Source organism: Devosia sediminis, assembly GCF_016411825.1.
GTDB classification, from domain to species: Bacteria; Pseudomonadota; Alphaproteobacteria; order Rhizobiales; family Devosiaceae; genus Devosia; species Devosia sediminis.
This window is the reverse complement of sequence record NZ_JAEKMH010000001.1, coordinates 235758-261613: the sequence shown is the minus strand read 5'-3', so window position 1 is coordinate 261613 and position 25856 is coordinate 235758. Positions and strand designations below refer to the sequence as shown.

Annotated in this window: 26 protein-coding genes; 10 read left to right on the top strand and 16 right to left on the bottom strand. The window is 63.9% G+C overall.

Going from position 1 to position 25856, the window contains the following annotated elements:
* Window positions 1–44: 44 nt before the first annotated feature.
* Entirely contained in the window at window positions 45–491 is a 447-nt protein-coding gene (locus JEQ47_RS01295) for an ANTAR domain-containing protein (RefSeq protein ID WP_198874583.1), read from the top strand.
* Between the two features lie 234 nt (window positions 492–725).
* Here the strand turns inward: JEQ47_RS01295 and JEQ47_RS01290 are convergent, their stop codons facing one another.
* Window positions 726–1268, bottom strand: coding sequence for an MgtC/SapB family protein (locus JEQ47_RS01290; protein ID WP_198874582.1), 543 nt, complete (start codon window positions 1266–1268; stop codon window positions 726–728).
* A gap of 110 nt (window positions 1269–1378) precedes the next feature.
* Window positions 1379–1537, bottom strand: a complete 159-nt coding sequence (locus tag JEQ47_RS01285; protein WP_198874581.1) for a hypothetical protein — start codon at window positions 1535–1537, stop codon at window positions 1379–1381.
* Between the two features lie 135 nt (window positions 1538–1672).
* On the opposite strand from JEQ47_RS01285, the gene ade reads away from it, so the two are divergent.
* Window positions 1673–3382, top strand: a complete 1710-nt coding sequence (gene ade / locus JEQ47_RS01280) for an adenine deaminase (protein WP_198874580.1) — start codon at window positions 1673–1675, stop codon at window positions 3380–3382.
* Window positions 3383–3386: 4 nt separating this feature from the next.
* On the top strand, window positions 3387–5015 hold the full coding sequence (locus JEQ47_RS01275; RefSeq protein ID WP_198874579.1) for a CocE/NonD family hydrolase: 1629 nt from the start codon (window positions 3387–3389) through the stop codon (window positions 5013–5015).
* Window positions 5016–5175: 160 nt separating this feature from the next.
* Here JEQ47_RS01275 and JEQ47_RS01270 read toward each other — a convergent pair whose 3' ends face one another.
* The 11 genes from JEQ47_RS01270 to uraH all read right to left on the bottom strand — a co-directional run bounded on the left by JEQ47_RS01270 (window position 5176) and on the right by uraH (window position 20099).
* Window positions 5176–7344: a malate synthase G gene (locus tag JEQ47_RS01270; protein ID WP_198874578.1), complete on the bottom strand. Its 2169-nt coding sequence runs from the start codon at window positions 7342–7344 to the stop codon at window positions 5176–5178.
* Window positions 7345–7526: 182 nt separating this feature from the next.
* Complete coding sequence (gene guaD / locus JEQ47_RS01265) at window positions 7527–8828, bottom strand: guanine deaminase (RefSeq protein WP_198874577.1); 1302 nt, start codon at window positions 8826–8828, stop codon at window positions 7527–7529.
* Window positions 8825–10051: a urate hydroxylase PuuD gene (locus tag JEQ47_RS01260; RefSeq protein WP_198874576.1), complete on the bottom strand. Its 1227-nt coding sequence runs from the start codon at window positions 10049–10051 to the stop codon at window positions 8825–8827. Before JEQ47_RS01260 ends, guaD begins: the two co-directional genes overlap by 4 nt.
* 213 nt (window positions 10052–10264) lie before the next feature.
* Window positions 10265–11353, bottom strand: coding sequence for a BMP family ABC transporter substrate-binding protein (locus JEQ47_RS01255; RefSeq protein WP_198874575.1), 1089 nt, complete (start codon window positions 11351–11353; stop codon window positions 10265–10267).
* Window positions 11354–11407: 54 nt separating this feature from the next.
* Window positions 11408–12337: an ABC transporter permease gene (locus tag JEQ47_RS01250; RefSeq protein WP_198874574.1), complete on the bottom strand. Its 930-nt coding sequence runs from the start codon at window positions 12335–12337 to the stop codon at window positions 11408–11410.
* Window positions 12334–13410 (bottom strand): ABC transporter permease, encoded by a 1077-nt coding sequence (locus JEQ47_RS01245; RefSeq protein ID WP_198874573.1) that lies wholly within the window; start codon window positions 13408–13410, stop codon window positions 12334–12336. The genes JEQ47_RS01250 and JEQ47_RS01245 overlap by 4 nt, the downstream gene beginning before the upstream one ends.
* On the bottom strand, window positions 13410–14927 hold the full coding sequence (locus JEQ47_RS01240; RefSeq protein ID WP_198874572.1) for an ABC transporter ATP-binding protein: 1518 nt from the start codon (window positions 14925–14927) through the stop codon (window positions 13410–13412). Before JEQ47_RS01240 ends, JEQ47_RS01245 begins: the two co-directional genes overlap by 1 nt.
* A 1-nt stretch (window position 14928) precedes the next feature.
* Window positions 14929–15789 (bottom strand): xanthine dehydrogenase accessory protein XdhC, encoded by an 861-nt coding sequence (gene xdhC, locus JEQ47_RS01235; RefSeq protein WP_198874571.1) that lies wholly within the window; start codon window positions 15787–15789, stop codon window positions 14929–14931.
* Window position 15790: 1 nt separating this feature from the next.
* Window positions 15791–18115, bottom strand: coding sequence for a xanthine dehydrogenase molybdopterin binding subunit (gene xdhB, locus JEQ47_RS01230; protein WP_198874570.1), 2325 nt, complete (start codon window positions 18113–18115; stop codon window positions 15791–15793).
* A gap of 163 nt (window positions 18116–18278) precedes the next feature.
* Window positions 18279–19745, bottom strand: coding sequence for a xanthine dehydrogenase small subunit (gene xdhA, locus JEQ47_RS01225; protein ID WP_198874569.1), 1467 nt, complete (start codon window positions 19743–19745; stop codon window positions 18279–18281).
* Window positions 19746–19748: 3 nt separating this feature from the next.
* Window positions 19749–20099 (bottom strand): hydroxyisourate hydrolase, encoded by a 351-nt coding sequence (uraH, locus tag JEQ47_RS01220; RefSeq protein ID WP_198874568.1) that lies wholly within the window; start codon window positions 20097–20099, stop codon window positions 19749–19751.
* Between the two features lie 162 nt (window positions 20100–20261).
* Between uraH and JEQ47_RS01215 the strand changes: the two genes are divergently transcribed.
* The 7 genes from JEQ47_RS01215 (at window position 20262) to puuE (ending at window position 24798) form a co-directional block, all read left to right on the top strand.
* The gene (locus JEQ47_RS01215; RefSeq protein ID WP_198874567.1) at window positions 20262–21242 is read left to right on the top strand and encodes a LysR family transcriptional regulator; all 981 of its coding nucleotides are present in this window, start codon (window positions 20262–20264) and stop codon (window positions 21240–21242) included.
* 70 nt (window positions 21243–21312) lie between these two features.
* Window positions 21313–21636: an ArsR/SmtB family transcription factor gene (locus JEQ47_RS01210; RefSeq protein WP_198874566.1), complete on the top strand. Its 324-nt coding sequence runs from the start codon at window positions 21313–21315 to the stop codon at window positions 21634–21636.
* Window positions 21633–21860 (top strand): hypothetical protein, encoded by a 228-nt coding sequence (locus JEQ47_RS01205; RefSeq protein ID WP_198874565.1) that lies wholly within the window; start codon window positions 21633–21635, stop codon window positions 21858–21860. Before JEQ47_RS01210 ends, JEQ47_RS01205 begins: the two co-directional genes overlap by 4 nt.
* Before the next feature lie 3 nt (window positions 21861–21863).
* Entirely contained in the window at window positions 21864–22313 is a 450-nt protein-coding gene (locus JEQ47_RS01200) for a DUF1801 domain-containing protein (protein WP_198874564.1), read from the top strand.
* Between the two features lie 11 nt (window positions 22314–22324).
* Window positions 22325–22750, top strand: coding sequence for a DUF1801 domain-containing protein (locus JEQ47_RS01195; RefSeq protein WP_198874563.1), 426 nt, complete (start codon window positions 22325–22327; stop codon window positions 22748–22750).
* Window positions 22747–23175 (top strand): SRPBCC family protein, encoded by a 429-nt coding sequence (locus tag JEQ47_RS01190; RefSeq protein WP_198874562.1) that lies wholly within the window; start codon window positions 22747–22749, stop codon window positions 23173–23175. The genes JEQ47_RS01195 and JEQ47_RS01190 overlap by 4 nt, the downstream gene beginning before the upstream one ends.
* 204 nt (window positions 23176–23379) lie before the next feature.
* Window positions 23380–24798 carry an allantoinase PuuE gene (puuE, locus tag JEQ47_RS01185; RefSeq protein WP_198874561.1) on the top strand — a complete coding sequence of 473 codons (1419 nt, stop codon included), beginning with the start codon at window positions 23380–23382 and terminating at the stop codon, window positions 24796–24798.
* On the opposite strand, the gene JEQ47_RS01180 is transcribed toward puuE, so the two are convergent.
* From JEQ47_RS01180 to JEQ47_RS01170, 3 genes are read right to left on the bottom strand one after another with little or no spacing between them, the layout of a single operon-like run.
* Window positions 24795–24935: a hypothetical protein gene (locus JEQ47_RS01180; protein WP_198874560.1), complete on the bottom strand. Its 141-nt coding sequence runs from the start codon at window positions 24933–24935 to the stop codon at window positions 24795–24797. The genes puuE and JEQ47_RS01180 overlap by 4 nt on opposite strands.
* 53 nt (window positions 24936–24988) lie before the next feature.
* Complete coding sequence (locus JEQ47_RS01175; protein ID WP_198874559.1) at window positions 24989–25351, bottom strand: VOC family protein; 363 nt, start codon at window positions 25349–25351, stop codon at window positions 24989–24991.
* Window positions 25348–25806 carry an SRPBCC domain-containing protein gene (locus JEQ47_RS01170; protein WP_198874558.1) on the bottom strand — a complete coding sequence of 153 codons (459 nt, stop codon included), beginning with the start codon at window positions 25804–25806 and terminating at the stop codon, window positions 25348–25350. Before JEQ47_RS01170 ends, JEQ47_RS01175 begins: the two co-directional genes overlap by 4 nt.
* Between the last annotated feature and the right edge of the window lie 50 nt (window positions 25807–25856).

Below are 25856 nucleotides of genomic sequence, written 5' to 3'. Positions count from 1 at the left end.
TTGTTCTGTTCGAACCCCTGTGCGTCACAGGGATGGGGTGACTTTTGTACTTAGTATCCGGCGACCAGCCCTTCATCGCGTTGATTGATGATGACGGCCATTCCGCGCACCTCCTGACCCGCATGCTGCTGGCTCATGGTGCGCCGGACGTGCGCCATTTCAATCTGCCGACGGCAGGCGAGGCGTTCCTTACGGCCACGCTGGCCGATGCCAATCGTGAATGGCCGGGACTGGTTATCGTCGACCTCAAGGCCCATAGCGGCGCGAATCTCGAATTCGTCATCCGCAACCAGGCGCTGCTCCGGCAAAAGGGCATTCCCCTTGCCGTCATGACGCAGCCGATGGATCGGGCCGGACGCGAGGCGCTGCAGGAAGCCGGCGCCTCGGTGGTGTTCTTTCGGCAGGCCGATCTCGATGCCTACAGGCACGAGGCGGCCGCCATGGTGAGTTTCTGGGCGCGATATCAGCGCCTTGATGCGGTTGGCATGTGACTCCTGCGTCCACAGGTTACATGCCGTGGCGGAGAGTGATGCTGCAGCGGGTTCTCGGGCCCATCTGCATTCCCAAGTATCGCTCTCCGCCTTTTGGAAAAGATCGGTGGTCTGCACCACCACCGGTCCTATAGCGCCGGCCGACTATCAGGCCTGGCGCACGGGCGCGGGCACGACACCTCCCGGTCGTGTCCCGTACGGGGGGAGAAGCAAATCGCCGTCAGCGCATGTCCCTCAGCGCTCTTCGGCACGCCTGTTTGTTTCTCCCCGCGGCCCGTCCCCGTCGACAAGTTCCCCCTCGCTGCCGCGAATGACATGATGTGCGACGAAGCGCAGCGCCGCCATGACGATGACGGCGAGGAGCGCAACGCCCACCGCCACGAGATAAAAGCCCATTGACGTGGCGAGGCCAACCGCGCCCGCCAGCCACATGCCCGCGCCAGTCGTGAGCCCCTGCACGCCTGCGCCGCTGCGGAAGATCGCGCCGGCGCCCAAAAAGGCGATGCCGGCCGTTACCGCCTCGACCGCACGGATCGGATCGGCCTGCGGGCCCTGCGCGCCGAATTCGATGGTGTGGAAGATCTCGAAGGCCAGGATGGTAAAAAGCGCTGCTGCGACGGAAATCAGGATATGCGTGCGCAGCCCGGCGCCCGCCGTATTCATTTCGCGCTCGAAGCCGATCACCGCTCCCAGAGCCGCCGCGATGGCGAGCCTGACACCGATGATATGTGCGGGAAGGTAAGTGTCTACCCAGCCAAACTCGTTGCCGATGTCCATGGATGTGCCGCTCGATGTTGTGACGCTTTTGCGACAACACCGAACGGGAGTGGCAAGTTCCCCGCCGGGAGGGGCGGATTGACGCAGTCCGGCGCGCCGGCTCGGGAGGGTTACGCCTGTTCGGGCGCCATCATGCCGAAGACGAAATAGAGCACGGCAAACACCAGGACGATGATCACCAGCGAGAACACCAGCACCCGCAGGTTCATCTTGCGCGGGCTGGCCTGGCGCACTTCGGTCGTGTTCTTGTTCGGGTCATAGGTTTCCATGTGACGCTCCTTGTTTTTGCAGTGCTCAACCAACGGCGGTTGCACCACGCGAGTTCCTTGGCTGCGCCCACGGGGGCTTGACGCGACGAGCGCCCGGACCGACCCTTCGGCATGAACAGTTTAGAGACCAAGACCATGACCAGCCCCGCCTTGCTCACCCGCATGATCATGGCTGGACAGGGCAAGGAACCGGCTGACCTCGTCATCAAGAATATCGGCCTGCTCGATGTCATCACGGGCGCTGTCACCATCACCGACATCGCCATTGTCGGCGATCGCATCGTGGGAACGCATAGCCGGTATGACGGCCAGCATGTCGTCGATGGCACCGGCCGCTTCGCCGTTCCGGGCTTCATCGATACGCATCTGCATATCGAATCCTCGCTGGTCACTCCGCTCGAATTCGACCGCTGCGTGCTGCCCTATGGCGTCACCACGGTGCTTTGCGACCCCCACGAAATCGCCAATGTGCTGGGCGCCGAGGGCCTCAAATACTTTCTCGACAGCGCCGAACGCACCATCATGGATATCAGGGTCAACCTGTCCTCCTGCGTGCCGGCAACGCCGTTTGAAACCTCGGGCGCGCGGCTCGAAATCGAGGACCTGCTGCCCTTCCGCAGCCACCCCAAGGTCGTGGGCCTCGCGGAAATGATGAACTTTCCGGGCGTGCTCAACGCCGATCCAGGCATTGTCGCCAAGCTTGTAGCCTTCCAGGAGGGGCACATCGATGGCCATGCGCCGCTGCTGGGTGACATGGCGCTCAATGGCTACCTGGCAGCAGGCATCCGCACCGACCACGAGGCCACATCGGCCGCCGAGGCCCGCGAAAAGCTCGCCAAGGGCATGGCCATCCTCATCCGCGAAGGCTCGGTATCCAAGGATCTCGAGGCCCTGGCCGAAGTCCTCGACGAAAACACATCGAGCTTCGTCGCCCTTTGCACCGACGATCGCAATCCGCTCGATATCGAGGAAGAAGGACATCTCGATTCTTCCATTCGCCGGCTCATTGCCATGGGCCGACCGCTGCACCACGTTTATCGCGCCGCCAGCCACTCGGCCGCCCGCATTTTCGGCCTCCGCGACCGCGGCCTCATCGGTCCCGGCTGGCGCGCCGACATTGCCATTCTCGATAGTCTCGAAGAGTGCCGCGTTTCCGACGTCATCGCCGCCGGGCGCCTCGTGACACCTGATCTTTTCGAAAAGCGTGGCGCCGTAGCGCTCGTTGGACTCACCTCGATGAAAGCAAAGCCCGTCACGGCGGACGCCTTCATCACCGAGCCCAAACCGGGCCAGAACCGTGTGCCGGTCATCGGCGTCAGGCCGGGCCTCATCCTCACCTTCCGCGAGGAGGCGAGCCTCGCCACCACTGACCAGGGCCTGCAACCCGACCTTGCCGCCGACGTGATCAAAGTCGCGGTCATCGAGCGTCACGGCAAGAACGGCAATATCGGCCGCGCCTTCGTCACCGGCTTCGGTCTCAAGCGCGGTGCCATCGCCTCCTCGGTCGGCCATGACAGCCACAACATCACCGTCGTGGGTGCCAATGACGCCGACATGGCCGCAGCCGTCAATCGGCTGATCGAACTGGGCGGCGGCTTCGCCGTGGCCGATGGCGGCAAGGTTACGGCCGAACTCGCCCTGCCCATTGCCGGCCTCATGAGCCCGAAAAGCTTCGAGGAGGTTGCCGGAGACCTCCATCACCTGCGCGACGCCGCCCGGGCGCTCGACTGCGTCCTGCCCGAGCCCTTCCTGCAGGTGGCCTTCCTGGCCCTCCCGGTGATTCCACATCTCAAGATGACCGACCGCGGCCTGTTCGACGTCGACGCCTTCGATTTCGTGGGGTGATCCGATGAGCCTGCCATCGCTATACCTCGCTTGGGTGGAGGATTTGCCGCCCCGCCTCAATGGCGTGCGCCGCAAGCGCGGCATTGGTGTGCCCATGCCCGATGGCGTCATCCTCAAGACCGATCACTACGCTCCCGACAGCATCGGGCTGCACCCGACCATCCTGATGCGGCTGCCCTATGGACGGCGCGGCTTTGCCGGCATTGCCGAGGCCTATGCCGAGCGAGGCTTCCATGTGGTTATCCAGGCCTGTCGCGGGACCGAGCGTTCCGACGGCGAATTCGATCCCTTCGCCAATGAGCGCGCCGATGGCCTCGCCACGCTCGACTGGATCAAAGCCCAGCCCTGGTACGACGGCCGCATCGGCCTCACCGGCCCCTCCTATCTGGGCTATGCGCAATGGGCGATCAGCGATGCCCTGCCCGAAACGGCGGCGCTGGCCATCAAGGTGACCACCGCCGATTTCCGTCCGGTTGTCTTCCCTTCCGGTGCCTTTCACCTCAATCTCTGGCTGAGCTGGGTCCAGGTGATCGAAGGCCTGCGCAGACGTCCGCTCTCGACCGCCGCCCGCATGTTCTCGGGCGATATCGAGAGGCGTACCGAAAAGGCCGCTGCCGTGCTGCCGCTGCTCGATGCCGACAGGAAGGCGGTGGGCCATCCCATCGGCTTCTGGCGTCACTGGTTCGACAACGCCATCGACAATGACGATTTCTGGACCGAACTGGACCACCGCCACCGCCTCACGACCAACACCCCGCCGGTGCATTTCATTTCAGGCTGGTACGACTTCATGCTCGATCCGCTCCTCGTCGACTATCAGCGCCTCGTCGAGCTCGGCCACCGGCCCTATCTCACCATCGGCACGTGGTTCCACGTTGCCGAGGAGTTGCAGCGCGACAACCTCCGCGAGACCTTGGCCTGGATGCGCGCCTGGCTGATGGGCGATCGCTCCGGGCTGCGCAACCGGCCGGTGCGCCTCCACATTTCAGGCCGCAATGAATGGCACGAATTCGACACCTACCCGCCCGGGCCGCCGGCGCCGCAGACCTGGCATGTGGGCGGCAGCGGCGCGCTATTCGATACGGGGTCCGGCGAAAGCGGCAGCGACACCTATCGCTACGATCCCGCCAGCCCCACGCCCAATCTGGGTGGCGCCATCTTTGCCTTTACCGGCGCCGGCGCGGTCGACAATGCATCACTGGAAGCGCGTGGCGACGTGCTGACCTATACCGGCCGCGTACTCACCAGCGAGCTCACCGTCATCGGCCAGTGTCAGGTCTCGCTGGTGGCCGGCGCCACCCTGTCCCATGCCGATTTTTTCGTGCGGCTCAACGATGTCGCCCCGGATGGCGTGTCGCGCAACATCTGCGATGGCTTTGTGCGCGTCACGCCGGAAACGCCGCGCGACGCCGATGGACGCTGGCGCCTGACCATCCCGCTGCACGCCACGGCACACACTTTCCTACCCGGTCACCGGCTACGCCTGCTCGTCGCCTCCGGAGCCCACCCGCGCTATGCCCGCAACTTGGGAACCAACGAGCCCATCGGCACCGCCAGCACCATGAGCGCCAACGACATCGAGATTTTTCACGCGGGCACGAGCGTGACGCTACCGACTTATGTGGTGGATTAGCGCTTTTCGCTCCCTCCCCTTGAGGGGGAGGGTAGCGACGCTCGGTCCGAAGGACCGTAGCAAAGCTGGGGTGGGGTGAAGACCCACCCAGAGAGGGAGCGCTCTTCCACCCCACCCTCAATCCCTCCCCCTCAAGGGGAGGGAGGCGATCAACAGGCGCTCAAAGCTTTCCAGCTTCCCGCGCCTTCACCTTCCGCCGCGCCGCATGCAGCAGCGGCTCGGTATAGCCGCTGGGCTGGTCGGCGCCGTGAAGCGCCAGGTCGAGTGCCGCCTGGAAGGCCACGGACTGGAAATTCTCCGCCATGGGCCGGTAGAGCGGGTCGCCCGCATTCTGCTCGTCGACCACCGCCGCCATGCGCTCGAATACCGATGTCACCTCGTCGCGGCTGACAAGGCCGTGGCGCAGCCAGTTGGCTACCGCCTGCGACGAAATCCGGCAGGTGGCGCGGTCTTCCATCAGCCCGACATTGTCGATGTCCGGCACCTTTGAACAGCCCACGCCCTGCTGCACCCAGCGCACCACATAGCCCAGGATCCCCTGAGCATTGTTTTCGAGCTCGCGGGTGATCTCCTCGCGGCTCAGCGAATAGGGCACCTGCACCGGCATGGAGAAGAGTTCGGAAAGTCCCGGCAGCGCCTGGTTGTGGCGGCGCTTCTGCGCCTCGAACACGTCGACCTGGTGATAGTGCAGCGCATGCAGCACCGCCGCCGTCGGTGACGGCACCCAGGCCGTGTTGGCGCCGGAATTGGGATGACCGATCTTGGCCTCCAGCATCGCCGCCATGTCGTCCGGCCGCGCCCACATGCCCTTGCCGATCTGCGCCCGGCCCGAAAAGCCGCAGCTCAGCCCGATCAGCACGTTGCGGTCCTCGTAGGAACTGATCCAGCGTTCGGACTTGATCTCGTCCTTGCGCAGCACCGCGCCCGCTTCCATCGAGGTATGGATTTCGTCGCCGGTCCGGTCGAGGAAACCGGTGTTGATGAAGAACACCCTTTGCCGCGCCTCGTAGATCGCCGCCTTGAGGTTGGCCGAGGTGCGCCGCTCCTCGTCCATGATGCCGATCTTGATCGTATTGCGCTTCAATCCCAGAAACGCTTCCACCGAGGCGAAGATGGCACAGGCAAAGGCCACTTCCTCGGGGCCGTGCATCTTGGGCTTCACCACATAGATGGCGCCGTGGCGGGCATTGCCGCCCGTGTCGTGCAGCGCGCAAAGCGCGGTGAGCGCGGCATCCATCAGCCCTTCGCCGATCGGCTTGCCATCGAGCAGCACGGCGTCCGTGGTCATCAGGTGCCCGACATTGCGGACCAGCAGCAGCGAGCGCCCCTTGAGCACCAGGTCGCCACCGTTGACACCCTTGTAGACGCGATCCGCCTTGAGCCTGCGGGTGACCGTCTTGCCGCCCTTCTCGAACGTGTCTTCGAGATTGCCCTGCATCAGCCCCAGCCAATTGCGATAAACGCCGACCTTGTCCTCGGCATCGACGGCGGCCACCGAATCCTCGCAGTCCTGGATCGTGGTCAGCGCCGCTTCCACGATGACATCGCTGAGCCCGGCTGCATGCGTCGCGCCGATCGTGCTGGCCTTGTCGATGACAAGCACGGCGTGAAGGCCATTGTGCCGAAGCACGATCTCGGCCTTGTCGCCCTGGCCGGCATAGCCGACAAAGGCGTCCCGGTCCTTGAGCGTCGCCGGCCCGGCCTTGGTGTCGATGATGAAACTGGCCACGCCGCCCTGCTCGGCCACCACATAGGCCGTGACATCGGCATGGCTGCCTGACGTCAGCGGGAATGCCGCATCGAGAAACTCTGCTGCCCGCCGGACGACAGCCGCACCCCGCGCCGCATTGTATCCCTGGCTCGGTGCCAACTCGCCGTCGCGGCTGATCGCATCGGTGCCATAGAGCGCATCGTAGAGGCTGCCCCAGCGCGCATTGGCGGCGTTGAGCGCATAGCGGGCATTGGAAACCGGCACCACCAGTTGCGGCCCGCAAATGCTGGAAATTTCCGGATCCAGCCCCTCGGTCTCAATCGTGAAATCACCCGGCTCGGGCACCAGGTAGCCGATTTCCTTGAGCAGGAATTCATAGCCCTGCGGGTTGTTGGCCACCGGCCCATATTTGTGGTGCCACTCGTCGATCCTCGACTGGATATCGTCGCGCCGCGCCAGCAGTTTCACATTGGTGGGCATGCGCTCCCGCACGAGACCAGCCAGTCCATCCCAGAATTGCTCGGCCGATACCGAAAGCCCCGGCAGCGCCTCGGTCTCGACGAAGTCGACGAGCAGCTTGTGCACGGAAAGGCCGGATCTGGTCAGATAGTCGGTCATGGGAAGCCTTCTAGGAATGAGCCTGGCGCGATCCCTCCACACCGTCACCACCCGGCTTGACCGGGTGGTCCACAGGATGCCTGAACATCGCTGGATTGCCCGGACAAGCCGGGCAATGACGGCAACTGGGAGATCATGCCCCGAATGAAAGTCGAAACGAAGTTAGAGCAGCCCGCGGGTCCTCACAACCCGACCAAAGTGGACTTCGCCCTTGCGCCCGCCACATAGACCTCGGCAATGGCGCGGTCGTCGCCCAGCGTCTGGAGCAGGAACAGTTCCTCGGCCAGCGTCGTCATCGTCGCGTGGCGCATGCGCATGGTCGGCGTCGCCGCAGAATCGAGCACGATCAGGTCTGCCGCTCGTCCCGGGGCGATTGAGCCGATCGTGTGTTCCAGTCCCAGCGCCTCTGCATTGCCGCGCGTCGCCATGTGGAAGCTCGCGAACGGATTGAGCCGCTGCCCGCGCAATTGCAGCACCTTGTAGCCCTCGTCCAGCGTGCGGAGCATGGAAACGCTGGTGCCGCCGCCGATATCGGTGGCGATGCCCACCCGCACGCCATTGCTCACCAGCCGCTCGCGGTCAAACAAGCCCGAGCCGAGGAACAGGTTCGAAGTCGGGCAGAACACCGCCACCGAGCCGGCTTCCGCCAGCACCGCCGTCTCGCGATGATTGAGGTGGATGGCATGCCCGAGCAGCGTCTTGCGGCCGAGGATACCGTAGTCCTCGTAGATGCCAGTATAGTCCTTGGCGCCCGGATAGAGCTCCATGGCGTAACTGATTTCGGCCTGGTTCTCGCTCACATGCGTCTGCACGTAGCAATCGGGATGTTCCGCCACGAGGGCCCGCACCATTTCCATCTGCGCAGGCGTCGAGGTCAGGGCGAAACGCGGCGAAATGGCATAGAGCGAGCGGCCGCGGCCATGCCAGCGGGCGATCAGCGCCTTGGTGTCGTCATAGCCCGATTGCGGCGTGTCGCAGAGCTCCTCCGGCGCATTGCGATCCATCATCACCTTGCCGCCGACCATCAGCATGTTGCGGCGCTGCGCCTCGGCAAAGAAGGCGTCGACCGAGCGCGGATGGCTCGAGCAATAGGCAACGGCCGTGGTCGTGCCATGCCGGATCAGCGCGTCATAAAAGTCCACCGCCACCGCGTCGGCATGCCCCTGCTGGGCGAACTTCTGCTCCTCGATAAAGGTATAGGTGTTGAGCCATTCGAGCAGCGAGCCGGCATAGGCTGCCATCATCTGCGATTGCACATAGTGCAGGTGCAGGTCGATGAAGCCGGGCATGATGAGGTTGGGCCGGTGGTCGATGACCATGGCGCCAGAGACATCGGCACTGCCGAAATCCCCAAGGGCGGTGACGATCCCGTCTTCGATGCTGACGGCGCCATCCTCGAGATAGAGATAGCTCTCGGCGTCGTCTATGGCCTGCGGCGCGCGATGAAAACTCAGCACCCGCCCGCGCAGGATCGTCCGGCTCACGAGCCCGACCCTTCGCGATACCATTCCACCAGCAGCGCCCGCTCCGCATCGGTCATGTCGGTGACATTGCCCGGCGGCATGGCATGGCTCCAGCCGGCCTGGATGGCAATCAGATGGGCATTGTTGGCAATGGCCACGTCATTGTCGAGAATGACATTCTTGGGCGCCTCGTAGATGCCCTCCCAGACCGGCTCGGCCGTATGGCACATGGCGCAGCGCGTCTGCACGGCAAGGCTCGCCGAGGCAAAATGCTCGGTCGCCATGAAGCGCTCGCCCGTTGCCGTCACCAGTGTCTCGCTATCCGCATTGGGTAGTTTCGGGCTGGTGGACAGCCAGGCGATCACCAGCATCAGGATCACGGCCACGCCCCAGGTCCAGTGCGGATTGCCCTTCCGCGCGTGGCGCGTGTTGAAATAGTGCCGGACAACCACGCCGACGAGGAAGATCAGCGAGGCGATGATCCAGTTCCACTGCGTGGCGAAGGCCAGCGGATAGTGGCTCGAGAGCATGAAAAAGATGACGGGCAGCGTCAGATAGTTGTTGTGGAGGCTGCGCTGCTTGGCGATCTTGCCGTATTTCGCATCGGGCACCCGCCCGGCCTTGAGGTCGCCCACCACGATCTTCTGGTTGGGAATGATGATCATGGCCACATTGGCCGTCATGATCGTGGCGGTGAAGGCGCCCATATGCAGCATGGCCGCCCGGCCGGTGAAAAGCTGCGTATAGCCCCAGCTCATGGCCACGAGGATGGCGAACAGCACCAGCATCAGCCCCGTGGTGGACTGTCCGATGGGCGACTTGCAGAGCGTGTCGTAAAGCAGCCAGCCGAGCACGATGGAGCCCATGGAAAGCCCGATGGCCACCCAGCTCGGCACGTCGAGCACATTGCGGTCGACCAGGTAGATGTCGGCGCCGACATAGTAGAGCAGCGCCAGCAGCATCGCGCCCGATAGCCAGGTCGCGTAGCTTTCCCATTTGAACCAGGTCAGGTGCTCGGGCAGGAATTCGGGCGCCACCAGGTATTTCTGGATGTGATAAAAGCCGCCGCCATGCACCTGCCATTCCTCGCCATGGGCGAGCGGCGGCAGGCTCGGGGTTTTCCTGAGACCAAGATCGAGCGCGATGAAGTAAAAGGACGACCCGATCCAGGCAATGGCCGTCACGACATGCAGCCACCGCGCCGCAAACATCGCCCATTCGTAGAGGATTGCCAGTTCGCCCATTCTCGCCTCGTACTCGATACCCCACTCGCCCCTTGCGGGAGAGGGACAGATTTTCTGCGTTCAGCAGAAAATCAGGGTGAGGGGTTCGGAGCTATCCATGTGCTCCGCGTCGCGGGATAGCTCGGAACCCCTCATCCGCCCCTTCGGGGCACCTTCTCCCGCAGGGGGAGAAGGGGAGGCGACATCTCGCCTCCCCCGTGATCGATCCGCCAATCAAGCCGGCGGAATGACGCCTTCGACATACCAGTCCATGCTGAGCAGTTCGGCGTCGGTCAGGGTCACGCCGGCGGCTACGCGTTCGACGCCGGTATGGTCGTTGATCGGGCCGGTGAAGATATGCAGCGAGCCATCGATCTGGCCATTTTTGACGGCTTCGGCGGCAGCGGCGACATCTTCCGGCACAGTCGGACCATAGGGCCCGATCTGCACTTCGCCTTCCTTGAGGCCCGGCCAGCGGTCGGCGCTGGCCCAGGTGCCGTCGATCACGGCCTGGGCGCTTTCGACATAGGTCGGGCCCCAATGGTCGATGATCGAGGTGAGCTGCGCGTTCGGCGCGAAGGCCGACATGTCGGCGCCCTGGCCGAAGCCACCCACAGCGCCGCGCTCTTCGACCACCTGCAAGGCGGCCGGACCGTCGGTGTGCTGTGCGACGATATCAATGCCCTGGTCGATCATGGCGCGGGCAGCGTCAGCTTCCTTGGCCGGGTCGTTCCAGGTCGAGATATAGACCGGGGTGATGGTGAATTCGGGATTGATCTTGCGCGCAGCGAGCACGAAGGCGTTGATGCCCATCACCACTTCCGGGATCGGGAACGAGCCGATATAGCCCGCCTTGCCGGTCTTGGACATGTGGCCCGCCACGGTGCCGCAGACGGCGCGGCCTTCGTAGAAGCGCGCATTGTAGGTGGCCACGTTGTCGGAGCGCTGATAGCCGGTGGCGTGCTCGAACTTCACGTCCGGGAACTGCTGGGCCACCTTGATGACGTAGTCGCCATAGCCGAAGCTGGTGGCGAAGATCAGCTTGTGGCCCGACTGAGCCAGTTCGCGCAGCACGCGCTCGCAGTCCGGGCCTTCCGGCACGTTCTCGACGATGGTCGGTTCGGCGACGAGGTCACCCAGCTCGGCCTTCATGTACTTGGCGCCTTCGGAATGGCCGAAATTCCAGCCATTGTCGTTGACGGTGCCGATGAGCACGAAGCCGACCTTGAGCGGTTCGGACTGGGCGAAGGCCTTGGAGCCGAGCAGCGGCAGAGCCGCGGCAGCGACGCCGGCCTTGAGCATTGAGCGGCGAGTGAGGGTCATCTGTTCTCTCCTGAATGACGACATTGGTCTATCGGCCCGGTCTTTGGCGCCGGGTCAATTGGTGGGCAAGAACGGCCTGCCGAGACAGGCCGGGGCATTGGACGAGGCGTCGCGGCGCAGCGATATCAGCACCAGCACCACGACGGTGGCAAGGTAGGGCATGGCCGCCCAGAGCTCGGCCGGAATGACCGACAGCGGTCCGCCACTGGCCTTGGCATAGAGCTCCATGGTCATGACGAGGCCGAAGAGATAGGCGCCGGCCAGCAGGCGGAACGGCCGCCAGCTCGCGAACACCACGAGGGCCACCGCGATCCAGCCGCGGCCCGCCGTCATCCGCTCGGCCCATTGCGGGGTCAGGAGCAGCGGGAAACAGGCGCCGGCGATACCGGCCATGGCGCCGCCGAAGGCCACGGCGGCATAGCGCACCCCGACCACCGAGTAGCCGATGGAATGGGCCGACAGGTCGTTCTCGCCCACGGCACGGAGAATGAGGCCCGCCCGCGTCTTCTTGAGGAACCACCAGACGCCGATGACCATGGCGAAGGAGAAGTAGACTAGCGCCGAATAGCCGAACAGCACGCGCCAGATGGGGTGCGCTGCCAGGTCCGCCGGAAACAGCGGCCCCATCAACGTCACCGGGCGAGCGGAATAGCCCTGCCCCGCCAGGGCCGAAAAGCCGGTACCGAAAATGGTCAGCGCCAGGCCCGTTGCCGTCTGATTGGCCGAAAGGCTGAGCGTCAGGAAGCCGAAGATCAGCGAGGTGGCGACACCCGCTCCCGCCGCGCAGAGAATGGCGAGGTAGTGATTGCCGGTGGTGAACAGCACCACGAAGGCAGTGATCGCCCCCACCAGCATCATGCCTTCGACGCCCAGATTGAGGACGCCGGATTTTTCCACCACCAGTTCGCCCAGCGCGGCGATCAGGATCGGCGTCGAGGCGCCGACCACGGTGACGATGATGGCGATGATCAGCTCGCTGGTCATGCGCGCGCCTCCTGCGGGGCGACGCGCTTGAGGCGGTAGCGCACCAGGATATCTCCGGCCAGGAGGAAGAACAGCATCATCGCCTGGAACACGCCCGTGGCCGAACTCGAAAGCCCGATCGTGGTCTGCGCCACCTCGCCGCCGACAAAGGTGATGGCCATGACGATGCCCGCAAAGATCACGCCGAGCGGATTGAGCCGGCCGAGGAAGGCCACGATGATGGCGGTAAAGCCGTAATTGGTGGGAAAGCCAGGCACCATGCGCTGGAACGGACCGGCGACCTCCAGCATCCCGGCCATGCCGGCCAGCCCGCCGCTGACCAGCAGCGCCAGCCAGATGGTCTTGTTCTCCGAAAAGCCGCCATAGCGGGCCGCATGGGGCGCCGCGCCGACGACGCGCATCTGGTAGCCGAAGACCGACCGGGACATGATGAACCAGGCGACCAGCGCCACGATGATGGCAATGGGCACGCCGGCATGGACGATGGTGCCGGGGAAAATATTGGGCAGCAGTGCCTCGGCCGCGAAGCGCTTGGTCTGCGGAAAGCCCATGCCCATCGGATCCTTCCAGGGCGCGCGCACGAGATAATAGATGAGCTGCACCGAGGCATAGGTCAGCATCAGCGAGGTCAGGATTTCGTTGACGTTGAGGCGGGTGCGCAGCAGCGCCGGAATGGCCGCATAGGCGGCGCCACCAAGCACGCCGGCAAGCATCATCAGCGGCAGCGTCCACCAGCCGCCCATGCCGTGCGTCGACAGCGCCACCCAGGTCGCCGCAAGGCCGCCCATGATATACTGGCCCTCGGCGCCGATATTCCAGACATTGGCGCGATAGGCGATGGAGAGGCCCACGCCGATGATGATCAAGGGTGCCGCCTTGACGCCCAGGTCCTGCCACTTGAAGGAATTGGTCAGCGGCGTGAGAAAAATCTCCCGCACCGCGCCCACGCCGTCATAGCCGATGGCCGAGAAGATGATGGCGCCGACGATCATGGTCAGCAGCACCGCCGCCACCGGCGTGGCGTAGAGCATGACCTTGGACGGCTCGCGGCGTTTTTCGAGACGGAACTGCATCACGCGGCCTCCACCGTGCCGTGGACGCCGCCCATCAGCAGCCCGATTTCGTCGACGCTGAAATCCCGCACCGGCCGGGCCGGGCTCAGGCGCCCCATATTGATCACCGCCAGCGTGTCGCTCAGCGTCCGCAATTCGTCGAGATCCTGGCTGATGACCACGATGGCCGAGCCAGCGGCGGCCAGATCCACCAGCGCCTGGTGAATGGCAGCAGCCGCCCCGGCATCGACGCCCCAGGTCGGCTGGCTCACCACCAGCACGCTGGGCTTCTGCAGGATTTCCCGACCCATGATGTATTTCTGGAGGTTCCCGCCCGAGAGCGACCCGGCGGTGGAGGCCGGCCCCAGCGCCTTGACCGCGAAATCGGCAATGACCTTGCCGGTGTAGGTCTTGGCGGCGCCCGAATTGATCAGCCCCATGACCACCATGCCCAGCCGATCGCGCGCCGTCAGCACGGAATTGTCGCTGAGCGTGAAGTCGCCCACCGCTGCATGGCCATTGCGCTCCTCGGGCACGGCGCAGAGCCCATGCCGCCGGCGCTCGGTCGTCCCCATCATGCCGATGCCCTTGCCATCGATGGTGATGGCATCACGATCCTCGCTGCGAATTTCGCCGCTAAGGGCATCGAGCAGGGCGTTCTGGCCATTGCCGGCAACACCGGCAATTCCGAAAATCTCCCCGGTTCGCACGGTGAAACTCACATCATCAACCGGAACGTCAAAATGACCCGTCCTTGATGTTGACAGTCTGTTAACCAATAGCTTGGGCGGACCGAAGCCCCGCCCCTCGGCCTTGACGATATCCTTGAGCCCCGTGCCGATCATCTTCTCGGCCATCGAGCGGCTGGTTTCGAGCTTCGGGTCGCAGGTATCGACCAGCTTGCCACCGCGCAGGATCGTCGCCGTGTCGCACAAGGCTTTGATTTCGTGGAGCTTGTGCGAAATGTAGAGGATCGAGCACCCCTCTGCGGCAAGCTTGCGCAAGACGGTGAAGAGCTGCTCCACCTCCTGCGGCGTCAGTACCGAGGTCGGCTCGTCCATGATCAGCAATTGCGGGTTCAGCAGCAAAGCCCGAACGATTTCAATGCGTTGCCGTTCACCCACCGACAGGGTCGCCACCGTGCGGTGCGGATCAAGCAGCAGGCCATAGGCAGTCATGACCTCGCGGATCCGCGCTTCGAGCTCCCGCGACGGGATCTTGGCATCCATGCCGAGCGCGATATTTTCCAGCACAGTCAGCGCTTCGAACAGCGAAAAATGCTGGAAAACCATGCCGATACCCAGCTTGCGCGCGGCCTTCGGATTGGGCACCACGACCGGCTCGCCATTCCAGCGGATTTCCCCGGCATCGGGCTGCATGATCCCGTAGATCATCTTCACCAGCGTCGACTTGCCGGCGCCGTTTTCCCCGAGAAGCGCATGGATTTCGCCCGGCTTGACCGCGAAAGATACGTGGTCATTGGCCAGAACGCCCGGAAACTGCTTGGTGATGCCGCTCAATTCGAGCCGATTGGGCATATCAGAATCCACTAGCCGTCCCCTTTATGGAGGGGATGGACCCGTGCCCGACTGAAGCTTCCCGTCCCCCAATCTGGACCATAACTTCAGCCGCCGCCAGTGCTGCAATAACAGATGGCCGTTTATCCCCAAGCCCTTGCGCGCCAATCGGTAAAATCAATCGCTCCAGCGCTGCCCTGTCGCCACCCTGTTCGAGGTACCAACTGGCAAATTTCGCCCGCTTGGTTTTCGATCCAACCATGCCGACATAAGGGCTGTCCGTCCGGGCAAGCGCTTCCTGGGCAATGAGAAAATCCAGCGCATGGTCATGCGTGAGGATGACGAAGGCACTACCCTGCGGCGCCGAGCGCACCACCGCTTCGGGCATGGCGACGCGCCGATGGGCAATGCCGGGCGCCAGGAGGTCCAACTCCTCCTGCCGCGTGTCGATGACTTCGAGTTTCACCGGCAACAGCGACAGGATCTGCGCCAGCACCCGCCCCACATGCCCGGCCCCGAAGATATAGACATGGGCTTCCGAGGCTTCATCGGCGACCATCCGCGCCAGCAACTGGGTGCGCAAGGCCGCATCGGCATGGCGCAATCCGACGCTCACCCGGCCGCCGCAGCACTGGCCGATCTCCGGACCCAGCGGCACGTCCATCGCCTCCTCGGCCCGCCCCTCGGCAATCAACCGCCGCGCATGGTCGATGACCATATATTCCAAGGCGCCACCCCCGATCGTGCCGAAGATCGCGCCCAACCCCACCAGCATGAAGGTGCCCTGCTCCCGCGGCGAAGACCCTCGCACCGAAGTCAGTTCGCACGCAATCGCGTCGGGATTGGCAGCGAAAAAGGCTTCTAGCGCGGCGGAACCGGTCATGTCAGGTGCTGGCTCCCTTCATCCGCTCCACGCCCATCAGCACCCGCTCGGGCGTGACCGGCGTATCGAGTTGCGGGGCATGCCGGTAATCCGCGACGCTCGCCACCGCCATGCCCAACGCCTCGACGACGCTCATCGCCAGCATCAGCGGTGGTTCGCCAACTGCCTTGGAGCGGCCTATGGTCGGCTCCTTGTTCACCGACCACTCGGCCAGCCGGACGTTGAAGACCGGCGGCACGTCGCTCGCCAGCGGGATCTTGTAAGTCGAGGGCGCATGCGTCCGAAGCTGCCCCTTGCCGTCCCACACCAGCTCTTCCGTGGTGAGCCAGCCCATGCCCTGAATGAAGCCACCCTCTACCTGGCCGATATCGATGGCGGGATTCAGCGACTTGCCGACATCGTGGAGGATATCGACGCGGTCGACCGTGTATTCGCCACTCAGAGTGTCGATGGTGACCTCGCTGACCGACGCACCATAGGCAAAATAGTAGAACGGATGCCCCTTGCCGGTGGCGCGGTCCCAATGAATGTTCGGCGTCTTGTAGAAACCCGCCGCCGAAAGCTGCACGCGGTTGAGATAGGCGGATGCTGCCAGTTCGGCGAAGGGCACGTGCTTCTTGCCGATATCGAGTCCGCCCGTCACCCAACGGCAATCTACCGCGTCGACGTCGTAGAGCTTTGCCGCATGGGCGACGAGCCGCGCCTTGATCTGCTCGCAGGCATCCCAGGCGGCCATGCCGTTGAGATCGGAGCCGGAAGAAGCTGCAGTGGCCGAAGTATTGGGCACCTTGCCGGTCGAGGTGGCCATGATCTTGACCGTGTCCAGATTGACGCCAAAGGCGTCGGCAACCACCTGCGCGACCTTGATATAGAGCCCCTGCCCCATCTCGGTGCCGCCGTGGCTGAGATGGATCGAACCGTCCTTGTAGACATGCACCAGCGCGCCGGCCTGGTTGTACCAGGTGGCGGTGAAGGAAATGCCGAATTTGACCGGCGTCAGCGCGATGCCCTTCTTGAGCACTGCATTGGTCGCATTGAAATCCAGCACGGCCCGGCGGCGTGCCTGGTAGTCCGACGAGGCTTCGAGTTCATCCACCACGCGATGAATGACATTGTCGCTCACCGTCTGGTGGTAGGGCGTCACATTGTCGATGTCGGTGCCGTAGAAATTGGCCTTGCGGATCTCCAGCGGATCCTTGCCCAGCGCATAGGCGATATCCTCGATCCACCGCTCCGCCGCCATCATACCCTGAGGACCGCCGAACCCCCGAAAGGCGGTGTTGGAGACCGTATTGGTATAGAGCGGCTCCGAGCGCACCCGCACAGCCGGATACCAGTAGGCATTGTCGGCATGGAACAGTGCCCGGTCCGTCACCGGCCCCGACAGATCGGAGGAGAAGCCCGCTCGTGCGCCATAGACGGCGTCGACGGCCAGGATCCTGCCGGTGTCGTCATAGCCGACATCGTATTCGACCACGAAGTCGTGCCGCTTGCCGGTGGCCTGCATGTCGTCATCGCGGTCGGGACGGATCTTGCAGGCACGGTTCCACTTCTTGGCCGCAAGCGCCGCCACGGCCGCAAACAGGTTGCCCTGCGTTTCCTTGCCGCCGAAACCCCCGCCCATGCGGCGCACATTGATCGTCACGGCATTGTGCCGGATAGCCAGCACCTGCGCGACCATGAGCTGCACTTCGCTCGGATGCTGCGTCGAGGAGTGGATCACCACGTCCTCGTCCTCGCCGGGAATGGCAAAGGCGATATGCCCTTCGAGATAGAAGTGATCCTGCCCACCAATGGTGATGGCCCCCTGGGCCCGGCGCGGCGCCGAGGCCATGCCCGCAGCCACATCGCCGCGTTCGAGCTTCAACGGTTCGGTCACCAGCTTGCCGCCGGCCGCCTGGGCCGAGCGCACATCGGGCAGCCAATCGAGATCCCGGTAGTCCACCGCCGCAAGATGCGCCGCCCGCCGCGCCGCATCGCGCGTCTCGGCAATCACCGCAAACAGCGGCTGGCCCCAGAACTGCACCTTGCCCTCGGCAAAGATCGGCTCGTCATGCTTGTGGCTGGGGGAGACGTCGTTTTCGCCCGGAATATCCTCGGCCGTCAGCACGCCGATCACCCCCGGCGCCGCCTTCACCGCGGAAAAGTCGATGGAGACGATCTCAGCATGGGCGCGGGTCGAGAGCCCGAGATAGGCATGCATCGTGCCTACGGGCTCGATCATGTCGTCGATATATTCGGCCGTACCGGTGACATGCTTGGGCCCGCTGTCATGGCGGGTATTGGTGTGCAGGGTGGTCAGGGTGATGGGGGATTGCTTGTTCATAAGGCAAGTACCCCCTCATCCGTCTCGCGCTGCGCGCGATCCACCTTCTCCCACGAGGGGAGAAGGGTGGCACCGAGCCCGACCAACCACCGTGTCTCCCTTCTCCCCTCGTGGGAGAAGGTGCCCGAAGGGCGGATGAGGTTGACTACCTGCAATGACGCCATCACGCCACCTCCCGCTTGAGCCGCACGCCTGCACCCTGCGTTTCGAGGTAGAAGCGCTTGAGCAGGTTCTGCGCCGCCAGCAGCCGATATTCGGCGGAGGCGCGCATGTCGGTGATGGGCTGAAAATCCTCGGCGAAATGGCCGAGCACTGCCTCCACCGTGTCCATGCTCCAGTTCTTGCCGATCAGCGCCGCCTCGACCGCCCTGGCGCGCTTTGGCGTCGCCGCCATGCCGCCAAAGGCAATGCGGGCCATGCCTACCGTGCCGGCATCATTGACGAACACGCGGAACGCCCCGCACAGCGCCGAAATGTCTTCCTCGCGACGCTTGGAAATCTTGTAGGTCGCGAACGTCTCCCCCGCCGGCAGCAGCGGCAGCGTCACGCTTTCGACGAACTCACCCGGCTGCCGATCCTGCTTGCCATAGGCGAGGAAATAATCCTCGAGCTTGATCTCGCGGCGATGCTCACCCCGCCGCAGATGCAGCTTGGCACCCAGCGCGATAAAGGGCGGCGGCGTATCACCGATGGGTGAGCCATTGGCGATATTGCCGCCGATGGTCCCCATATTGCGAATCTGCTCGCCGGCAATGCGGTTCCAGAGCTCTCCAAGCTGCGGGAAATTGGCTTCGATGACCGGCAGCGCCTCCGAATAGGAGACGCCGGCATAGAAGCGCACTTCGCTGTCATTCTCGGCGATGCGCTTCAATTCCTGCAGATGGCCGATGAAGATCACCGGTCCGATCTGGCGCATGAACTTGGTTACCCAGAGCCCCACATCGGTCGAACCGGCCACGATCCGCGCCTCAGGGTTAGCCTCGTAGACGGATGCGAAATCATCGAGCGAGGCCGGGATGATGATGCGTTGCTCGCCAGCGCCCACTTCGATCCGGCGCCCGTCATTGATCGCCTTGATCCTGTCCTTGACAGCAATGCGCTCGGCCCGCAGCAGATCGGCCTCGGGGCGTCCATAGCCGGAAATCGCCTGCCCGGCGCGGATGATCGGCGCATAGCCGGTGCAGCGGCAGAGATTGCCCTGCAGCGCTTTCTCGATAGCGGTGCGCGACGGATCGGGATCGCGCATCCAGAGGCCATAGAGGCTCATGACGAAGCCCGGCGTGCAGAAGCCGCATTGCGAGCCGTGATGGTCCACCACGGCCTGCTGGACCGGATGGAGCGCGCCATTCTCGCCGCGCAGATGTTCGACGGTCACCACATGGGTGCCATGAAGGCTCCCCACGAAACGGATGCAGGCGGTCACCGAGTCATAGATGATCTCGTCGCCCATCAGCCGGCCCACCAGAACGGTGCAGGCGCCGCAATCGCCCTCGGCGCAGCCTTCCTTGGAGCCGCGCAGGCGACGGTTGAGGCGCAGCCAATCGAGCAGGGTCAGATCGGGCGACACATCGGTCAGCATCACCTCGTCGCCGTTGAGCAGGAAGCGGATGGCGTTGGCGACTTCGACCATGGCTCAGCTCCCCCGGTAGGTCGAATAGGCGAAGGGGCTGACCAGGAGCGGCACGTGATAGTGCTTGTCTTCTGAAATGGTGAAGCGAACGGGCACCACGTCGAGGAACGGCGTGTCGTTTTCGACGCCGAGCCGCTCGAAATATTGGCCCACATGGAAGCGGATTTCATATTCGCCATGCTGGAACTGGTCGCTCAGCAGCGGCTGGTCCACGCGCCCATCGGCATTGGTGTAGCTGTCGACCAGGTGATGGGTGTGGTCCCCATGCACATAGTGCAGTTCCAGCCGCATGCCGCGCGCCGGCTTGCCATGCATGGTGTCAAGGACGTGGGTGGTGAGGGCTCCGCCCGCCATTCTGCTGCTCCTTCCACATGCTGCCTTCTCAACGGGCCCGGATACGGGTCCAGCGGCATGCTCGATATCGTTCCCCAAGGGCACCATAGCACGCAAAGGTGCTCTTGATACTCTCAAGTTGGGAGCACTATGCTGCCGAAAAGGCAACAGGAGAATGCCGGCATGGACCTGCGCAACAGTCCCGATAGACCGCGCGAGCATGCGCTTTCCGCCAGCCTCCTCGCCCGCGTCTTCCACCAGCCCTCGCTGCTCTATTTCAACGCGGTGGCCACCCACCTTTCGATCCGCGAAGCCGCGCGGCGGCTCGACGTCGCCTCCTCGGCCGTCACGAGGCAGGTGGCCCAGCTCGAGGATGCGCTCGGCATTGCCCTCTTCCTGCGGGAGCGAAAGCGCATGCGGCTGTCGCCGGCGGGCGAAATCCTCTTCCGCCATTCGCGGCGGCTGGTCGCGCCCATGGAGGCGGCGGTCTCGGAAATCGAACTGCTCCGGGGCGTGCGGGCCGGCGCTGTGCGCATCGCCACCGCCGAAAGCGTCGGCCTGTCCTTCCTGCCGCCGCTGATCACGGATTTCGGCAAGCGCTATCCGCGCCTCACACTCGACATTGCCATCATCCCGTCGTCCGAAGTGGTCGAGCGGCTGGTCGACGAGCGCGTCGATGTCGGCTTCGGCTTTATCTCCAAGCCGCCGCGCCAGGTCGACATCGCCTTTCGCCGCGACGTCCGTATCGGCGCGGTCATGGCGCCTGATCATCCGCTGGCACAGGTGGAAAATCTCACCATGGCGCAATGCCTCGCCCACCCGCTGGCGGTAGGCAAGCCGGAAATCTCCATCCGCGAAGTGATCGAGCCCTTCCTGCGCGCTTCCGCCAGCATCACGCCGCCCCTGGTCGAGGTGAACTCCATCCGGCTTCTCGTCGAACTGGCGCTGGGCGGCCACTATGCCTCGATCATGACGCCCATCGGTGCCCAGCATGAGATCGCCGCCGGGCGGCTGGTCTTCCGTCCGCTCCACGATGGCGGCCTGCCCACCAACCGCTTCGGCATCCTCGTGCGCTCCGGCGGCGCGCTGCATTTGGCGCCCGCTATATTCTTCGAACACGCCAAGGCCTATTTCGAGGGCCTGTCCCTGCCCGGCGCGATCTAGAACGCCGCGCTTGACATTCATTCACGTTCGGCTATTGATTGAACCCATAGCCATTAGTGAATGAATTAGCATGACCACGCATCAGGACGCACTGTTCCGCTCGCTCGCCGACCCAACGCGGCGCGCCATCTTCGAACAGCTCTGCCGCCAGGGCGAGCAGACCGTCGGCACGCTGACCAGCAGCGCCGGTGTCGCCCAGCCGACCGTCTCAAAACATCTCGCCGTGCTCAAGCAGGCGGGCCTCGTGATCGATCGTCACGCCGGCCGCCAGACCCACTACTCCGCCCGCGTCGAGGCCCTTACGCCTCTCATGGACTGGTCCCGGGAGATGACCGGCTTCTGGGAGGCGCGGCTCGATGCCCTCGAAAATTTGCTCACAAGGATAGACCAATGACCTATTCGCGCTTCAATCGCAGCTTCCATCGCTGGACCTCCATGGTCTTCACCCTGACGGTCATCGCCAATTTTGTCGCTATCGGCTTCATGGGCTATGAAAGCGTGCCGGCTCTCGTCACCTATTCGCCGCTGCCGCCACTCTTCCTGCTGCTCGGCTCCGGCCTGTTCATGGCCTTCCAGCACTATTTCGGCCGCCGCCGCGCACCAGCCGCTGCGAGCTGACCCATGGCAGAGGGAAAATCCAAGCGCGCTCCGCTCAAGCCCGGCCCTGACGGCATTGTCCGCCTCTCCGGCGGCAACCCCCAGATCGAGAAGGGCTATGGCGACGAGGTGGTGCAGCGCTACATCGCCGCCATGCCAGGCTGGCAGAGCGCCGTCGGCAAAAGGCTCGATGCCATTATCGAAAAGACCGTCCCCGACGTGAAGAAGGCGGTCAAATGGAACACCCCCTTCTATGGGGTGGAGCCGGACCACTATTTCGTCAGCTACCATTGCCTGACGAAATACGTGAAAGTCGCGTTCCACAAGGGCAGCCAGCTCGATCCCAAGCCGCCTGGCACCTCTAAACAGGCCGATGTCCGCTATCTCGATATCTACGAGAATGACGCCATCGACGAGGCCCAGTTCGCCGACTGGGTCAGGCAGGCCAGCAAGCTGCCCGGCGAGAAACTCTGAAAGGACATACCATGACCTTTTCCAAGAACAGCGCCGCCGATCTTGCCACCGGCGCCACGCCGACCCAGCTCATCGACCAGCGCATCGCCGACCTGCCCGACTGGCGCGGCAAAAAGCTCGCCGAACTCCGCAAGCTCATTCACGAGGCCCTGCCCGATGTCGAGGAAGAGTGGAAATGGGGCAAGCCGGTCTGGTCCCATAACGGCATTCTCTGTACCGGCGAGGTCTACAAGGCCGCAGTGAAGACCACCTTCCCCAAGGGCGCCTCGCTGGACGATCCGGACCATCTGTTCAATTCCAGCCTCGAAGGCGGGGTCCGCCGCGCCATCGACTTTTTCGAGGGCGAAGCCATAGACGGGCCGGCCTTCAAGGACCTCATCAAGGCCGGCGCAGCCGCCAACGGACAAGCAGCCACCAGCAAGGGCAAGAAGAAATGACATCAGCCACCGAAACCCGCACGGTCACCGTTGAGCGCGAAATCGCCCAGCCCGCCGCCAAGATCTGGAAGGCGCTGACCACCTCGCACCTGATGTCCGAATGGCTGATGAACAACGACTTCCGCCCCGAGGTCGGCCACAAGTTCAAGCTGCGCGGCGACTGGGGCGGGGTCATGGATTGCGAAGTGCTGGCCATCGAACCGGAACGGTCGCTGTCCTACACCTGGAACTTCGCCAATGATGATCCGCTCTACGCCCTCCAGAGCACCGTCACCTATACGCTGACGCCCACCGCCGCGGGTACGCATCTGCGCGTCGAGCAATCCGGCTTCCACCCCAACCAGAAGCAGGCCTATGGCGGCGCCCATGCCGGCTGGAAGGGCTTTTTGGCCAAGCTCGAAGAGGTGGCGGGCAAGCAGGCATAGGGCCTACCGGCACCCCCACCCTTGGTCCCTCCCCACAAGGGGGAGGGAGACGATGAACACGGGCCTCCGAACCTGCGCCTCCCTCCCCTTGATGGGGAGGGAATGAGGGTGGGGTGACGCGGGCAAACTGGATACACGGCCCCTAGCGCCCTCCCCGGCTTCTGCTTACCATCCGGTCTCCCGCCTGAATCGTGAGACCGCAAGATGAACCGCTACCCCCGCGACATGCACGGCTACGGCCAGACTCCGCCCCATGCCAATTGGCCCGGGGGCGCGCATGTGGCGGTGCAGTTCGTGCTCAATTACGAGGAAGGCGGCGAGAACAATGTCCTTCATGGCGACGCTGCCTCGGAGGCCTTTCTCGTCGATGTGTTGGGCGCCGCACCCTGGCCGGGCCAGCGCCACGCCAATGTCGAGAGCATGTATGAATACGGCGCCCGCGCCGGCTTCTGGCGGCTCCATCGCCTCTTCACCGAGGCCAATCTCCCCGTCACCGTCTATGGCGTTGCAACCGCACTGATGCGCGCTCCCGCGCAGCTCGCCGCCATGCAGGAAGCCGGCTGGGAAATCGCCTCGCACGGCTACAAATGGGTGCAGCACAAGGACATGCCGGCCAGCGAGGAGCGGCTGCAGATTGCCGAGGCCATTCGCCTCCACACCATCGCCACCGGCAGCCGTCCACAGGGCTGGTATACCGGCCGCTCCAGCCTCAACACCGTCGATCTCGTCGCCGAAGCCGGAGGCTTTGCCTATATCTCGGACACCTATGACGACGACCTGCCCCATTGGAAGCTGATCGCGGGCAAGCCGCAGCTCATCATTCCCTATACGCTTTCGACCAACGACATGCGCTTCGTCACCGCGCCCGGCTTCGACACGGGCGAGGAGTTCTTCACCGCCCTCAAGGACAGTTTCGACTGCCTTTATGCCGAGGGCCAGGCCGGGGCGCCCAAGATGATGTCGATCGGCCTTCATTGCCGGCTCGTGGGGCAACCGGGCCGCTATCATGGCCTCAAGAAGTTCGTCGATTACATCAGGGGTTTTGACAAGGTCTGGGTGGCCACCCGCCTCGATATCGCGCGGCACTGGGCCAGCGAGCACCCCTATCTGGCGCCGGAAGTCCTGCCCTCTACCCTCGACAAGGCCGATTTCGTTGCCCGCTATGGCTCGATTTTCGAGCACTCTCCCTGGATCGCGGAACGTGCCTGGGAAGCGGAGATGGGTCCGGCCAACGACACGGCCATCGGCCTCCACTTTTCGCTGCGCACCCAGTTTCGGCTGGCCACCCGGGAAGAGCGCCTGGCCGTGCTGCGCGCTCACCCCGATCTCGCCGGCAAGCTCGCCGCCGCCAAACGCCTCACTGCCGAGTCGACGGCCGAACAGTCGTCAGCCGGCCTCGATGCGCTGACCGACGCCGAGCGTGAACAGTTCACTCTGCTCAACACTGCCTATGTGGCCAAGTTCGGCTTTCCCTTCATCATTGCCGTGCGCGATCACACCAAGCAGTCGATCCTCGAGAATTTCGAGACGCGCATTGCCAATCTGGCCGATCAGGAATTCGCCACCGCCTGCGCCCAGGTCGAGCGCATCGCCTATCTGCGATTGAAGGCGATCCTGCCCTAGTCGTCGCGGCGCTGCTCATAGGGAGCAACGTCATCGCGATCGAAGCCGAACACCATGGCCAGCACCGCCAGCCAGGGCAGGTTGTGCTGCACCCAATGGTGCGGGGGAACGCCGATACTCAACAACACTTGACGCATGATGGGTCGATCATCGCGCCAAGTGTTGAAGATTGCGTAACCTTAACGCGCCCTCACCAGGCGTCCGGCTCCCGCACCAGATGGACGATGCCGGCCGGATTGAAAAACCAGCCGCCCCGGAAATCAGGCCCAAGTGTTTCGATGGCGTCGTTGCGGGTAATTCCGGCGTCCTCGAGTTTCCGCGCCGCATCGCCGAAGCTTGGTGTGAAGAGTTCGAGCCAGACTTCGGCCTGCGAAAAACCGGCCACCTCGTCGATCCACAGCTGGTTGGGGCCAAACTTGTACCCGACCACTCCACCCGGACCGGTAATCGTCTCAAGACCAAGCGTGTCACGATAGAAGGCCATGGTTGCCGCGTGCTGGTGCGTCGGCACTTTCATGGCGATGTTGATACCACCGTCGATCCAGCCACTCATTTGTAGAACCCCTCGCGGAAGCGGATACCGTGCTCCTTCCAGACGCGCATGGCGCAGAGCATGCCGGTCCAGCCTTCGCAGTTCCCGAAAGCACCCTTGCGACCTGCATCGTTCTCGCGAAACCCTTCCTCGTGGATGGAGACCAGCGTTCGACCGTCTTCCAGCGCTTCAAAACTCATCGTCACGGTGGTCTGGTAGAGCCCCGCCGCATCCTCGTCGGGCGCGGCGTCCCAGCGCAGCACGATCTTTTCGTCCGGCACCACGTCGACGACATTGACCGGGAAGGCGCCCGGGAAATCATGAAAGTCCCAGGTCACGGTCGCGCCTTTTTCGAGCCTCCCCTGGGCACCGCCAGTGGTGAAATAGGCTGACAATTCCTTGGGGTCGGCGACGGCCTCGAACACCTCGTGCACCGGCTTGGCGATGCGGCCGCGCACCGTGAATTCATAACCCATAGTCCGTCTCCTCTGCTTGACCGGACCGACAATATGTTATAGTTTTATAA

What these genes read in the sequence shown, in the direction of transcription:
- JEQ47_RS01290 (WP_198874582.1), bottom strand. Translation starts at nt 1,268, where the DNA reads ATGGACATCGGCAACGAGTTTGGCTGGGTAGACACTTACCTTCCCGCA.
- JEQ47_RS01285 (WP_198874581.1), bottom strand. Translation starts at nt 1,537, where the DNA reads ATGGAAACCTATGACCCGAACAAGAACACGACCGAAGTGCGCCAGGCC.
- ade (WP_198874580.1), top strand. Translation starts at nt 1,673, where the DNA reads ATGACCAGCCCCGCCTTGCTCACCCGCATGATCATGGCTGGACAGGGC.
- JEQ47_RS01275 (WP_198874579.1), top strand. Translation starts at nt 3,387, where the DNA reads ATGAGCCTGCCATCGCTATACCTCGCTTGGGTGGAGGATTTGCCGCCC.
- JEQ47_RS01270 (WP_198874578.1), bottom strand. Translation starts at nt 7,344, where the DNA reads ATGACCGACTATCTGACCAGATCCGGCCTTTCCGTGCACAAGCTGCTC.
- JEQ47_RS01260 (WP_198874576.1), bottom strand. Translation starts at nt 10,051, where the DNA reads ATGGGCGAACTGGCAATCCTCTACGAATGGGCGATGTTTGCGGCGCGG.
- JEQ47_RS01255 (WP_198874575.1), bottom strand. Translation starts at nt 11,353, where the DNA reads ATGACCCTCACTCGCCGCTCAATGCTCAAGGCCGGCGTCGCTGCCGCG.
- JEQ47_RS01250 (WP_198874574.1), bottom strand. Translation starts at nt 12,337, where the DNA reads ATGACCAGCGAGCTGATCATCGCCATCATCGTCACCGTGGTCGGCGCC.
- JEQ47_RS01245 (WP_198874573.1), bottom strand. Translation starts at nt 13,410, where the DNA reads ATGCAGTTCCGTCTCGAAAAACGCCGCGAGCCGTCCAAGGTCATGCTC.
- JEQ47_RS01240 (WP_198874572.1), bottom strand. Translation starts at nt 14,927, where the DNA reads ATGCCCAATCGGCTCGAATTGAGCGGCATCACCAAGCAGTTTCCGGGC.
- xdhC (WP_198874571.1), bottom strand. Translation starts at nt 15,789, where the DNA reads ATGACCGGTTCCGCCGCGCTAGAAGCCTTTTTCGCTGCCAATCCCGAC.
- xdhB (WP_198874570.1), bottom strand. Translation starts at nt 18,115, where the DNA reads ATGAACAAGCAATCCCCCATCACCCTGACCACCCTGCACACCAATACC.
- xdhA (WP_198874569.1), bottom strand. Translation starts at nt 19,745, where the DNA reads ATGGTCGAAGTCGCCAACGCCATCCGCTTCCTGCTCAACGGCGACGAG.
- uraH (WP_198874568.1), bottom strand. Translation starts at nt 20,099, where the DNA reads ATGGCGGGCGGAGCCCTCACCACCCACGTCCTTGACACCATGCATGGC.
- JEQ47_RS01215 (WP_198874567.1), top strand. Translation starts at nt 20,262, where the DNA reads ATGGACCTGCGCAACAGTCCCGATAGACCGCGCGAGCATGCGCTTTCC.
- JEQ47_RS01210 (WP_198874566.1), top strand. Translation starts at nt 21,313, where the DNA reads ATGACCACGCATCAGGACGCACTGTTCCGCTCGCTCGCCGACCCAACG.
- JEQ47_RS01205 (WP_198874565.1), top strand. Translation starts at nt 21,633, where the DNA reads ATGACCTATTCGCGCTTCAATCGCAGCTTCCATCGCTGGACCTCCATG.
- JEQ47_RS01200 (WP_198874564.1), top strand. Translation starts at nt 21,864, where the DNA reads ATGGCAGAGGGAAAATCCAAGCGCGCTCCGCTCAAGCCCGGCCCTGAC.
- JEQ47_RS01195 (WP_198874563.1), top strand. Translation starts at nt 22,325, where the DNA reads ATGACCTTTTCCAAGAACAGCGCCGCCGATCTTGCCACCGGCGCCACG.
- JEQ47_RS01190 (WP_198874562.1), top strand. Translation starts at nt 22,747, where the DNA reads ATGACATCAGCCACCGAAACCCGCACGGTCACCGTTGAGCGCGAAATC.
- puuE (WP_198874561.1), top strand. Translation starts at nt 23,380, where the DNA reads ATGAACCGCTACCCCCGCGACATGCACGGCTACGGCCAGACTCCGCCC.
- JEQ47_RS01180 (WP_198874560.1), bottom strand. Translation starts at nt 24,935, where the DNA reads ATGCGTCAAGTGTTGTTGAGTATCGGCGTTCCCCCGCACCATTGGGTG.
- JEQ47_RS01175 (WP_198874559.1), bottom strand. Translation starts at nt 25,351, where the DNA reads ATGAGTGGCTGGATCGACGGTGGTATCAACATCGCCATGAAAGTGCCG.
- JEQ47_RS01170 (WP_198874558.1), bottom strand. Translation starts at nt 25,806, where the DNA reads ATGGGTTATGAATTCACGGTGCGCGGCCGCATCGCCAAGCCGGTGCAC.